This window comes from Streptomyces sp. NPDC054847 (genome assembly GCF_053610925.1).
The window spans coordinates 1-12,114 of the sequence record NZ_JBSGZJ010000201.1; the positions used below are offsets into that span (position 1 = coordinate 1).

General features: G+C 73.2%; 8 protein-coding genes and 1 riboswitch. Of the genes, 4 read left to right on the forward strand and 4 right to left on the reverse strand.

The annotated features are described in order from the left end of the window. Positions 1 to 210: 210 nt before the first annotated feature. Complete coding sequence (locus ACWGH4_RS20225; protein ID WP_453462647.1) at positions 211 to 2,361, reverse strand: asparagine synthase-related protein; 2,151 nt, start codon at positions 2,359 to 2,361, stop codon at positions 211 to 213. 691 nt (positions 2,362 to 3,052) lie between these two features. Between ACWGH4_RS20225 and ACWGH4_RS20230 the strand changes: the two genes are divergently transcribed. The 4 genes from ACWGH4_RS20230 to ACWGH4_RS20245 all read left to right on the forward strand — a co-directional run bounded on the left by ACWGH4_RS20230 (position 3,053) and on the right by ACWGH4_RS20245 (position 8,287). Beyond that, a complete protein-coding gene (locus ACWGH4_RS20230; protein ID WP_453462631.1) occupies positions 3,053 to 4,543 on the forward strand; it encodes an MFS transporter in 1,491 nt (496 codons plus the stop codon). Positions 4,544 to 4,673: 130 nt separating this feature from the next. Then, positions 4,674 to 5,903, forward strand: a complete 1,230-nt coding sequence (gene lhgO, locus ACWGH4_RS20235; protein ID WP_441263187.1) for an L-2-hydroxyglutarate oxidase — start codon at positions 4,674 to 4,676, stop codon at positions 5,901 to 5,903. A 141-nt stretch (positions 5,904 to 6,044) separates the two neighbouring features. Then, entirely contained in the window at positions 6,045 to 6,842 is a 798-nt protein-coding gene (gene trmB, locus ACWGH4_RS20240) for a tRNA (guanosine(46)-N7)-methyltransferase TrmB (RefSeq protein ID WP_453462634.1), read from the forward strand. A gap of 71 nt (positions 6,843 to 6,913) precedes the next feature. Next, entirely contained in the window at positions 6,914 to 8,287 is a 1,374-nt protein-coding gene (locus ACWGH4_RS20245) for a PrsW family intramembrane metalloprotease (RefSeq protein WP_453462637.1), read from the forward strand. An 18-nt stretch (positions 8,288 to 8,305) separates the two neighbouring features. Here the strand turns inward: ACWGH4_RS20245 and ACWGH4_RS20250 are convergent, their stop codons facing one another. The 3 genes from ACWGH4_RS20250 to ACWGH4_RS20260 all read right to left on the reverse strand — a co-directional run bounded on the left by ACWGH4_RS20250 (position 8,306) and on the right by ACWGH4_RS20260 (position 11,947). After that, positions 8,306 to 9,250, reverse strand: a complete 945-nt coding sequence (locus ACWGH4_RS20250; RefSeq protein ID WP_453462640.1) for an aldo/keto reductase — start codon at positions 9,248 to 9,250, stop codon at positions 8,306 to 8,308. 128 nt (positions 9,251 to 9,378) lie between these two features. Beyond that, complete coding sequence (locus ACWGH4_RS20255; RefSeq protein ID WP_441263191.1) at positions 9,379 to 10,422, reverse strand: peptidoglycan DD-metalloendopeptidase family protein; 1,044 nt, start codon at positions 10,420 to 10,422, stop codon at positions 9,379 to 9,381. A gap of 11 nt (positions 10,423 to 10,433) precedes the next feature. After that, positions 10,434 to 10,590, reverse strand: a riboswitch (cyclic di-AMP (ydaO/yuaA leader). Positions 10,591 to 10,843: 253 nt separating this feature from the next. Beyond that, the gene (locus ACWGH4_RS20260; protein ID WP_453462644.1) at positions 10,844 to 11,947 is read right to left on the reverse strand and encodes a PP2C family protein-serine/threonine phosphatase; all 1,104 of its coding nucleotides are present in this window, start codon (positions 11,945 to 11,947) and stop codon (positions 10,844 to 10,846) included. Positions 11,948 to 12,114 lie beyond the last annotated feature (167 nt).

Consider the following 12,114-nt stretch of genomic DNA (forward strand, 5'->3'; position numbering starts at 1 on the left):
GCGGCATCCAGCCCGCCTGAGGGAACCTCCCACGGCCGCCAGGCCGTAGGAGGAGATTGAGGGCACCGCGCGGAGCGCGGCACGCCGCCCGCAGAGCGGCACTGGGTCCGGGGCCTGCCCCGCCACGCGGCGGAGCCGCACATCGGTACAGCGGGAAGGGGCGGGTAGGGGACAAGCCCGCCGCAGGCGCCACGCACCCGCACCCGCCCCCTACGACTGCAGCGTCGGCCGTCGCGGCACCCCGCCCGCCACCGCTCGCTGCCGCGGCGCCGCCGTACCCGTCCAGCACGTGCCCCGGCGCGACAGCAGCCTCCGCAGCCACAGTTCCGTGGAGACCAGATCCGCCAGCCCGTCCAGTGGCACGGGCTCGCCCTCGGACGCCGCCCGGAGCGCCCCGCGGACGACGCGTGCCTCGATGAGGCCCGCGTCCGCGAGCAGCGGGGCGTCGAAGAGGGCGATCAGGTGCGGCAGCGCCGACCGTAGTCCCGTGCGAGCCGCCGCGGCGGACGAGGCGTGTGTCGGGGAGCCCCAGCCGGGCGGCAGGTCATGGATGCCGGCGCCCGCGAGAACCGTGCGCAGTACGGCGGCCCGCGCGCCCGGCTGGACGCGGAGCGATTCCGGCAGGTCCCGGCAGGCCCGTACGACCTGGTTGTCCAGGTAGGGCGCGTGCAGACGCTGGCTGCGTACCTCCGCGGCCTGTTCCAGGATCCGGTGGTCGAAGGCGTGGCGGGCGAGCGCGGCCCGTGCCCGTGTCTCGCCCGGCCGTTGGACCGAGGTGGGCCGGGTCGCCGCCTCCGTCAGCCGAACCGATACTTCAGCGAGCGCCTCCCCGGTGAGCCAGCGTGCCGCGGGCCCGGGACGGGACCACGCCAGCGCCGCCAAAGACGCGCCCACCGCGCCGTTGCGCAGGGCGGGGCCCGGACGATTGGCGAGGAGCAGGTCGCCGGCGGCCGCCTCGAGTCCGGTGCGGTAGGGCGTTCGGGCCAGCTTGCGGGCTGCCCGGTACACGGTGAGCGGGACGAAGAGGGACTGGGGGGAAGGCCGTTCGGAGCGGGCCAGGGCGGTGACCGGCCGCAGCAGGTGGCGTCTGCGCCGGTCCAGCAGCAGGTCGGCCAGCCGCGCCGGATGCGCGTCCAGCACCTGCCGCGCGCCCGCTCCGGTGAAGTGGTCGGCACTGCCGGCGGCCAGCCGGCCCCGGTGGCGTTCCGCGGTCACCAGGGACGGTGCGGGCTCGTCGGTCAGGGGGCCGGAGTCGAGATTCGCGTACGGCAGTCCTTCTTCTCCGGCGGCGACCACGACATGGTGCAGGCGTGGGTTGGCGGCGATGAGGCGGGCCCGTTCCAGCTCGGGCTCGCGCAGCTCGTGTCCGCTGGTGGCGAGGTCGTTGAAGGTGACGGCGAGCAGCCGTTCACCGGCGCCGGTGCCGTGTCCGAGGACCGTGCCCGGTACGCCGGGCAGTCCGGCCGCGAGCAGGGCGAGGGTGCTTGAGGCGCTGCCCCCGGAGAGGTCGGCGCCGATCCCGGGCGTTGGCGCGCCGCGGGCCGCGCGGCGTTCGGCGGGGCCCATCCCGGGGACGGGCCCCGGGTCGGGCGGCATGGTCTCTGGCGCGTGCCGGGGCGCGGTCAGCCTGGCGCGCACGGCCTCGACGAGTGCGTCGCGTACACCGTCGATGGCGCGGGCGGCCTCGACCTGCGGGGCGGCGACGGCGAGCGAGGCGACCGGTTCGTACCCGGTGATCTCCCGTGAGCCCTCCCGCAGGATCAGCGCGTGTCCGGGCGGGATGCGTTTCACTCCTGCGTACGGGGTGGAGTCGCGCAGCGCCTCCGGCGACTCGGGGCAGGCCAGCAGGGCGGCCAGGTGTCCGATGTCGAGCTGGGCCTCGATGAGGTCGGCCAGCGGGAGGGCGGCGGTCGCGTACGCCGTGCCGTTCGCCCACGGGGTGTAGAAGACGGGGCGGGCGCCGGCGAGGTCGCCGACGACGGTGATGCGGCGGCCGACCTGGACGACGACGGTGTAGCTGCCCGCCCATGCGGTCAGATGCCTCAGTGCGCCGCCGCGCGCCGCGAACAGTCCGACCCGCAGCTGTTCGTCGTTGGCGGCGCAGCAGCCGAGGACGGCGAGCCGGGTCACGGTGGGCGCCTGGCCGTTGCCCGGGGTGGCATAAGGCCGTTGGTGCGGTTCGGCGGTGATGATGCGCACCTCGTCGGGCCGCCAGTCCCCGACGGCCCACAGCGGATCCGGGTCGCCCCACAGGAGTTGGGCTCCGACGGGATGCAGGGTGCGGCCCTCTTCGGAGGCTCCGACGGCGCCCGCCGTGCCGAAGTTCGCGGCGATACTGCTCCACCCCACCAGCCACCGCATCGCCGCCTCCCCAACATTGCCGGACATCGCCGAAGCCGTTCGGGAACATGCTGCCACGAAGGAGGCGCACGCGAAGGGCTCCCGGTAGCGCGTGCAAAAACGGAACACCGCGGCGGCGTTGGCGATTTGCCGCCGGTGCGGGAGCCGGTTCCGAGGCCGCCGGAGGTCCGGGCGACCCTCGGGAGAGGCCGGCGGACAGGCGTCATTCAGCCATTTTTGAGGCCGCGTCAGCGTGGCAGTTTGACCGCAACACACGGACCGGGAGGCGCAGTTCGCCTCCCGGGCCCTGTCCGCCGCCCGCGGGGATTGAGGCGGCGGTGTCCCCCAGCCCGCTGGTTCCAGTACGCAGCGGGCCGACCCACGCAGCACTCATGGAAGCGCTCCCGCCTCCGACCGGCCAGAGCGCACGGACGGGCGCACGGCCACACGGCGGGAGCACGAGGGCGGACGGGCGATCACCCGTACGGACAACAATCCCGCCATAGGGAAGTTGGCCCCTTAACGGTCGGGATGCGGCGAACTACGCTGTGTTTGCTGCTGTTCTCCACAGGCGCGCATATTCCGCAGGGCACGGCCACATGGTTTTGCAGCCGGGACCGGTCGGGAGGGGGTGCCGCGAACCGGGAGAACCCAGCACGAATGCCGTGCGCGGGCCGTGCGCGGCAGCCGTCTGCGTGTCGAGGGGTGGCGCATGTCCAGGGAGCAACGCGGGCCGAACGAAAAGCTCGGCACGGTTCTCGCCCTCGCGGGAATCAGCAACGCGGGCCTCGCGCGGCGGGTCAACGACCTCGGCGCGCAGCGTGGTCTGACCCTCCGCTACGACAAGACGTCGGTGGCCCGGTGGGTGTCCAAGGGCATGGTGCCGCAGGGCGCCGCACCCCATCTCATCGCGGCTGCCATCGGCGCCAAGCTGGGCCGTCCGGTGCCGCTCCACGAGATCGGACTGGCCGACGCCGACCCGGCGCCCGAGGTGGGACTGGCGTTCCCGCGTGATGTCGGCGAAGCGGTGAAATCGGCCACCGAACTGTACCGGCTGGATCTTGCGGGCCGCCGTGCCGGCGGCGGGGGCATCTGGCAGTCCCTGGCCGGATCGTTCGCAGTGAGCGCTTACGCGACGCCCGCGTCCCGTTGGCTGATAACCCCGGCCGACGCGTCGGTCGAGCGGCTGTTCGACGCGACCGGCGGCTCGTCCCTCTCCGACCCCTCTTCCGGTTCCCCCGACGTTCCCGACGGCACGGAGACCGCGGACGCCGCCGACACGCCCGCCCGCGTGGGCCACAGCGACGTCGCGAAACTCCGGGAGGCGGCGGAGGACGCCCGCCGCTGGGACTCCAAGTACGGGGGCGGGGACTGGCGTTCGTCGATGGTGCCCGAGTGCCTGCGCGTCGACGCCGCACCCCTGCTCCTCGGCTCGTACTCGGACGAAGTGGGCCGGGCCCTGTTCGGCGCGACCGCCGAACTGACCCGACTCGCCGGGTGGATGGCCTTCGACACCGGACAGCAGGAAGCCGCGCAGCGCTACTACATCCAGGCGCTGCGCCTGGCCCGCGCCGCCGCCGATGTGCCGCTGGGCGGATACGTGCTCGCGTCCATGTCGCTCCAGGCGACGTACCGCGGCTTCGCCGACGAGGGCGTCGACCTGGCCCAGGCGGCACTGGAACGCAACCGGGGCCTCGCCACCGCCCGCACCATGAGCTTCTTCCGGCTGGTGGAGGCCCGCGCCCACGCCAAGGCGAACGACGCGGCGGCCGCGGGCGCGGCCCTCAAGGCCGCGGAGGGCTGGCTGGAGAGGTCGAGGGAGGGCGACGGCGACCCGTCCTGGCTGGGCTTCTACTCGTACGACAGATTCGCGGCGGACGCGGCCGAGTGCTACCGCGACCTGAAGGCGCCGCGGCAGGTGCGGCGCTTCACGGAACAGGCACTGTCCCGCCCCACGGAGGAGTACGTGCGCTCGCACGGACTGCGGCTCGTGGTGTCCGCGGTGGCCGAGCTGGAATCGGGCAATCTGGACGCTGCCTGTGCGGCGGGCACCCGCGCGGTGGAGGTCGCGGGCCGGATCTCGTCCGCTCGGACCACGGAGTACGTACGGGACCTCCTGCACCGGCTCGAGCCGTACGGCGACGAGCCGCGGGTCATGGAGCTGCGGGAGAGGGCCCGCCCGCTCCTCATGACACCCGCCTGACGCCCCTGACGGCACCCCCGGGGACGCCGGCGGCGGTTCCCGCGTGGAAGTCGGGCGTGTCTCCCGCGTGTCGACTGGTTTGAGCGCGTTGTCGGCGGGCCAGTGCACTATCGGGGTGGGAGGTGACGCGGTGAGGGCGTCCGGGCATGACTTCGACTGCGATGTGCTGGTGGTCGGCGGCGGCATCGTCGGCCTGTCGACGGCGTACGCGCTCTCGCGCTCGGCCCCCGGCACGGGAGTGACGGTCCTGGAGAAGGAACAGGGCCCCGCCCGGCACCAGACGGGCCGCAACAGCGGTGTGATCCACAGCGGGATCTACTACCGGCCCGGGTCGCTGAAGGCCCGGTTCGCCGTGCGCGGCGCCGCCGAGATGGTCAAGTTCTGCGCGGAGTACGGCATCGGTCACGAGGTCACCGGCAAGCTGATCGTGGCGACGGACAGGGACGAGCTCCCACGGCTCCACGCCCTGGTCCAGCGCGGCCGGGAGAACGGCATTCCGGTGCGCGAGCTCGGTCCGGCGCAGATCAGTGAGTACGAGCCGGAGGTCCGCGGCCTCGCCGCGATCCATGTGGCGACGACCGGCATCTGCGACTACGGGTCGGTGGCCGCACAGCTCGCGACGGCATCCGGTGCGGACGTGCGGTACGGCGAGGAGGTCACCGCCGTCGACCGCCGCCCGTGGGGCGTCGCGGTCCGGACACGATCGGGCACGGTCGTACGGGCCCGGGTGCTGGTCAACTGCGCCGGGCTGCACTGCGACCGGGTGGCCCGGCTCGCGGGCGACGACCCGGGGATGCGGATCGTCCCGTTCCGCGGGGAGTACTACGACCTGGCCCGCCCCGGTCTCGTCCGCGGGCTGGTCTACCCGGTGCCCGACCCGGCGTTCCCGTTCCTCGGCGTCCACCTCACCCGCGGCATCGACGGCGGCGTCCACGTCGGCCCGAACGCCGTCCCCGCTCTGGCACGCGAGGGCTACAGCTGGTCGGCCGTCCGGCCCCTGGACCTGGCGGGCACGCTCGGCTGGCCCGGCTCCTGGCACATCGCCCGCCGGCACTGGCGGTACGGGGCCGGGGAGCTGCGCCGCTCGGTGTCCAAGCGGGCGTTCACGGCGGCGGTACGGCGACTGCTGCCGGCGGTCACGGAGGACGACCTGCGCCCGGCACCGGCGGGCGTGCGCGCGCAGGCGGTGCTGCGCGACGGGACACTCGCCGACGACTTCCTGATCCGGGAGGCCCCGCGGACGGTGCACGTGCTGAACGCCCCCTCTCCGGCGGCGACGGCGTCGCTCCCGATCGGCCGCGAGGTCGCCCGTCGCGCGCTCACCGCGCTGTCGCCCTCGCGTCCCCGCACCGTCCGGTGACGCGGCCGGACCGGACGGCCGCCGCCTCGCGCGGAGCGTCCAAGCGGCAGCGCCGCCCCGTGACCTGACCGCTCCCACTCACCGGGGGCGCCCCACGCCCGGCGCACGGCCCGATCGCGCCCTCGTAGAATCGGCATCACTGTGTCTGAGTTCCGTGATCCCGACCCCAGCTCCGAGGCCCCGCGCCACTTCATCCGTGCCAAGAGCGAGCCGCGCTTCCCGGGCGGACCCGCCGCCGACCCGGCCGGTTCGCACCACGAGCGTCGTATTCGCAGCTTCCAGCCGCGGCGCAGCCGGGTCACCGCCGGGCAGGAGGACGCGTTGCAGCGGCTGTGGCCGCTGTGGGGCCTGGACATCGACGGGCACCGGGTGCTGGACCTCGAGGAGATGTTCGGCGGACTTCCCGTCGTCCTGGAGATCGGCTTCGGCATGGGGGAGGCTACCGCCCAGATGGCCGCCGACGACCCGGGGAACGGGATCCTCGCCGTCGACGTCCACACCCCGGGCCAGGGCAACCTGCTCGCTCTCGCGGAACGGAACGGCCTGTCCAACATCCGGGTGGCCAACGGCGACGCGATCATCCTGCTGCGGGAGATGCTGCCGCCCCGCTCGCTCCACGGCATGCGGGTCTACTTCCCTGACCCGTGGCCGAAGAAGCGGCACCACAAGCGCCGGCTGATCCAGCCGGACTTCCTCTCCCTCGCCGCCGGGCCCCTCGCTCCGGGCGCGATCCTGCACTGCGCGACCGACTGGGAGCCGTACGCCGAGCAGATGCTCGAGGTGCTGTCGGCGCATCCGGATTTCGAGAACACCCAGGAGGACGGCGGCTTCGCGCCGCGACCCGCGTTCCGTCCGCTGACCCGCTTCGAGGGCCAGGGCCTGGACAAGGGCCACAAGGTCCGCGATCTGCTGTTCCGCCGGGTCACGCCCCAGGCCTGAACTGTGCGGTGACGCCCGCGACGGGCGACGCGCCGTCGCCGCTTGTCGGTGCTCCTGGTTAGGGTCGACGGGTGTCCGACTCCGCGCAGCAACCACCGGAGCACCGCCCGCAGCGCCCGGCGGTGCCCCCGCACCCCGTGTTGCCCGCGCGCGAGCAGGAGCATGTCGACGCGCTGCTGACCGAAGTGCCCGCGCCGGCGCGCCGGCGCTATCGGCCGCGGGCGGCGTCGAGGATCTGGCGCAGCCGGGCGTTCCGCGCCGGTGCGGTGATCACCCTGCTCGCCCTGTGCGCTCTGGTGATCCTGGTGCTCGTGCGCGAGCAGACCGGCACCCACGGCTTCCTGGTCGGTCTCGGTCTCGCGACCCTGCCGGTCCCACTGCTGCTGGCGGCGTTCCGCTGGCTCGACCGGGTGGAGCCCGGCCCGTGGCGGAACCTTCTCTTCGCCTTCGCCTGGGGCGCGTTCGCCGCCGCGCTGGTCGCGATCGTCGCGAACACCTTCGCGACCCGCTGGATAGCGACGGCGACCGCCGACCCGGCGTCGGCCGACACTCTCGGCGCGACGGTGATAGCGCCGGTCGTGGAGGAGAGCGCCAAGGCCGCCGCGATCCTGCTGCTCTTCGTCTTCCGCAGACGGGACTTCACCGGGATCGTGGACGGCGTGGTGGTCGCCGGCTTCACCGCCACCGGCTTCGCCTTCACGGAGAACATCCTCTATCTGGGCAGCGCCTTCGACGAGGACCAGGCGATAGGCGCCTCCGGCTTCGCCTCCGTGACCGCCGCGACGTTCTTCGTACGCATCGTGATGTCGCCGTTCGCGCATCCGCTCTTCACCGTGCTCACCGGCCTCGGCTTCGGTCTCGCCGCGCTCGGCGCGCGCCGGCACCTGCGGTTGCGGCGCATCGCGCTGCCGCTGCTGGGCCTGGCGCTCGCGATGGGGATGCACGCCCTGTGGAACGGCTCGGCGTCGATGCTCGGCCCGTGGGGCTTCTACGCCGTGTACGGGGCGTTCATGGTGCCGGTGTTCGCGCTGCTCACCTGGCTGGCGATATGGACCCGCCAGCGTGAGCTGCGCACGATCTCGGAGGAGCTTCCGGCGTACGCCGCGGCCGGCTGGATGTCCGCGGCCGAGCCCCGCGCCCTGTCGTCGATGCGGGCCCGCACCGTGGCCCGGGACTTCGCCCGGCGCGCGTACGGCCCGGCGGCCGGGCACGCCGTGTCGGAGTACGAGGCGTTCGCGACGACGCTCGCCTTCCTGCGCCACCGGGCCCACCGGGGCGCTGCGGGCCCGGATTTCGTGGAGCGCGAGCAGGAGCTGCTGCACCATCTGTGGCAGCGCAGGGAGGTGGCGGGCCCTTCGCTGACGTACGCCGCCCAGGCGACGGCCCGGATGCCGCTGCCGCCGCCGCACCGCGACTACAGCGGCTACAACCCCTACCGCTACTGAGCCCGCGCCGGTGCGGTCTCAGGCGGACGCGGCGGTCAGCTCGGCCAGCTCGCCCTCCGTCAGGGCCAGGTCCGCCGCCGCCACCAGGGCCGGCACCTGCTCGACCGTACGGGCCGACGCGATCGGCGCGGCCACGGTCGGCTGCGCGGCCAGCCACGCCAGTGCGACGGTCGCGATCTCCGCGCCACGGGCCTGCGCGATCCTGTCGAGCACGTCGAGGACCTTCAGCCCCCGCTCCGACTCGAGGTGCTTGGAGGCTCCTTGGGCCCTGGCGCTGTCCACCGTGGTGCCGGGCCGGTACTTGCCGGTGAGGAAGCCCGACGCGAGCGCGTAGTAGGGGACGGCGGCGAGGCCGGCGCGGGCGGCGGTGTCCTGGAGCTCGCCCTCGTAGGTGCGGCGTGAGACCAGGTTGTAGTGGGGCTGCAGCGCCACATAGCGGGCGAGGCCCTCCCGCTCGGAGAAGTCCAGGGACGCCCGGAGCCGTTCGGCGCTGATGTTGGAGGCGGCGATCGCGCGCACCTTGCCGTCCTTCACCAGCTGGTCGAGGGCGGTGATGATCTCCTCGACGGGCACGGACGGGTCGTCGAAGTGGGTGTAGTAGAGGTCGATGTGGTCGGTGCCCAGCCGGGTGAGCGACTCCTCCGCGGCCGCCTTGATCGTGGTGGCGGAGAGGCCCTTGTGGCGGGGGTGGGCGCCGACCTTGGTGGCGACGACGACTTCGGAGCGGTTGCCGCGGGCCGCGAGCCACTTGCCGATGAGGGTCTCCGACTCGCCGCCCTCGTTCCCGGGGGCCCACGAGGAGTAGCTGTCGGCTGTGTCGACGAAGTTGCCGCCCGCGGCGGTGTACGCGTCGAGGACCGCGAAGGTCCGCGCCTCGTCGGCCGTCCAGCCGAAGACGTTGCCGCCGAGAGCGAGCGGGAAGACGGTCGGGCCGGAGGAACCGAGGGTGCGCAGAGAGGTCATGCGGTGATCAACGGCCGTGCCCGTACCGGCTATTCCGGCAGCCCTGGCGTCGGGGGGTGTGCGCCAGGGCTGCCGGAGACATGGATGTGCCCGGCACGGGACCTACCGCGACCCGTACCGGGCAGGGATCAGAGCGTGAGGCCCTTGCCGCGCAGCCACGCCATCGGGTCGATGCCCGCGCCGCCGGCGGTGTGCACCTCGAGGTGCAGGTGCGGGCCGGTGACATTACCGGTCGCGCCGACGCGCCCGATCGTCTCGCCGGTGGACACCTGCTGGCCCGCGCTCGCCGTCATCGAGGAGAGGTGGGCGTACAGGACCTCGGTGCCGTCCTCGAGTTCGAGGACGATGCGGTAGCCATAGGAACCGGACCAGCCTGCGGACTTGACCGTGCCGCCGTGCACCGCCTTGACCGGGGTCCCGGTCGGTGCCGCGAAGTCCAGGCCGGTGTGCTGGCCGGAGGACCACATCGCGCCGGACTCACCGTAGGTGGAGGTGATCGTGTAGGAGGAGGTCGGAAGGGAGAAGCTGCGGGCGAGCTCGGCGAGACGCGCCGCCTCCGCCGCCGCACGCGCGGCCTCCTCCGCCTTGCGCTTCTCCTCGGCGGCCTTGGCCTCGGCCGCGCTCTGCTGCTTCTCGGCTGCGGCCGCCGCCTGCTCGGCGGCGAGCGCCTCCGCGGCCGCCTTCGCCTCGGCGTCGGCCTCTGCCTGCTGCTGTTCGGCCTGCTGGAGGATCCGGGCGCGCAGGGCCTCGCCGGAGCCGGCGGCCTGAGCCTGGCCGGCGCCGCTGTCGGCGACCGTGGTCGCGGCGGTGAGCGGCGCGGCGTGCACATCGCCGTCGGAGTCGTCCGAGTCGGAGATCAGGGATCCCACGCCGGGAAGCGACTTCGCGTCGGGAAGCTTGTCCGCGATGGAATCGGGAAGGGAGATGGAGACCGCCGGCTTGTCCTGCGCGGTGGCTATGCCACCCGCGCCGACCGCGGCGATGACGCCGACTCCGAGCACCGTGGAGCTGCGGGCGATTCCGCCGCGCTGCTTGATGACACGGTGCCGGCCGCGCACGGGGCGGACGGAGTCCTCTGTGGGGTTCCACTCCTCCCAGGTCCGCTCGGGGGCGTCGGTACTGAAACGTTCGGACGCGAAGCGGGCCTCGGGGGCAGGCATGTTGGACGCCACGAAGGCGTACTCCTTTCCTTCCTTCTCGCCTACCGGGTTAGCTGACGGGTTCGGAGCAGGAAGGTCTCCTACGGGCGCCCTCGACCGCGGACTGAGCGGCAAAGGGTGACCGATTCACCCCAATTAGTGGTTCCCCGGTTCCCTTGCGGGATTCGGCACGTGCGCACGGCGCCGCCTCTGCGACGGCTGGGACGACCGCACTGCGTTATCGAACGTTAATAGACGCCGGGGCCGGATTCCAAGCTGTTCCGGGTGATCATTAACGACTTCACCCGGGACTTACCCGGACAGAATCGGCCGGAACCGGGCGAGTTGATCAAACCTCAGAGGCGGTCAGAGTTCTGACGGTGTGTCAAATGTTATGCGGACGGCTCCCCTTCGACTACGCAGCGTGCGCACCACCCGTATCAGGGCCGTGATGTCACGCGGGCCTGCCGCGGCCGTCCGGCTCCGGCGGAACCACCGGCACCGTCCTGCGCCGTTCCGGCTGCCCTTCCGCCGGCCTGCCGACCGCCAGCAGCGCCATGTCGTCGCTCGAACCGCCGCCGGTGTACCGCCGTACGTCGTCGACGAGCGCGTCCAGCAGCTCCGCCGGCCCCGGGAAGAGACGCCCCGCGAGCCGTTCCACCGGGTCGTAGAAGACGCCGCGAGCGTCCCGCGCCTCCGTCACCCCGTCCGTGTAGAGCAGCAGCGTCGCCCCGTCGGGCAGCGGGTACTCGTCCGCCCGGTCCGGCCACGCCGCCAGGTCGCCCATCCCCAGCGGCAGCGCGGCCTGCGCCGGCGCGAGGACGTCCAGAGCCCCGTCGGCGTGCAGCACCAAGGGCTCGGGATGCCCCCGGTTCACCAGCCGCACCAGGGCCCGGCCGCGCGGGATCTCGCCCAGAACAGCGGTGGTGAACCCCTCCACGGCGTCCAGCCCCTCCCGCCTGGTGCCTTCCCGCTTGAGCGCCCGCTCCAACCGCTGCGCCACGCCCTCCAGCGAGTGCTCCTGCTCCGCGGCCTCGCGGAAGGCGCCGATGAGCACGGCCACGGTCCCCACCGCCCCCAGCCCTTTGCCCCGCACATCGCCGACGAGGAGGCGCACGCCGTGAGGGGTGTCCTGCACCGCGAAGAGGTCACCGCCGATGAACGCGCCCGCCTGCGCCGCCTCGTACCGGGCGGCGATGTACAGACCGCCGATCCGGTCGGCCGGCGCGGGCAGGACGGCCCGCTGCGCGGTCTCGGCGATCACCCGGGCCGAGGCGAGCCGCTCACCGCTGCGCCGCACGAGGATGTTGATGAACAGCGCGAGTACGACGACGGTGACCACCGTGGTCGTCTCGGTGAGGACCGTGATCTGCCAGAAGCTTCTGTTGACGGCATGGAGGACGCTCAGCGCCAGAACCGCGGCGATCCCGGTCAGCAGGGTCGCCATCCATGACAGGACAGGCGCCGCGACGAGCGGGGCGGCCGCATAGAGAGGTACGGCGGTGAACCGGGGCGGGGTCAGAACATCGAAGACCACCCCGCCGACGATCATCGCCATGGGCAACACGCGGACGAACCACGGGGCTCTTCTGGCGCCGCCCTGATCTCGCCACTCCTGGCCCAAAGGTGGTCTCCTGCCGGGTCCTACCGGGTCCGCTGACGGCTGCGGACAGTACCGCGCCCCCCTCAGGCTGAAGGCCGACGCGCCGCGGGGCGACTTCCGGT

Excerpts from the sequence above, each read along its gene's own strand:
- ACWGH4_RS20225 (WP_453462647.1), bottom strand. The coding sequence starts at position 2,361 with ATGCGGTGGCTGGTGGGGTGGAGCAGTATCGCCGCGAACTTCGGCACG.
- ACWGH4_RS20230 (WP_453462631.1), top strand. The coding sequence starts at position 3,053 with ATGTCCAGGGAGCAACGCGGGCCGAACGAAAAGCTCGGCACGGTTCTC.
- ACWGH4_RS20250 (WP_453462640.1), bottom strand. The coding sequence starts at position 9,250 with ATGACCTCTCTGCGCACCCTCGGTTCCTCCGGCCCGACCGTCTTCCCG.
- ACWGH4_RS20260 (WP_453462644.1), bottom strand. The coding sequence starts at position 11,947 with ATGGCGATGATCGTCGGCGGGGTGGTCTTCGATGTTCTGACCCCGCCC.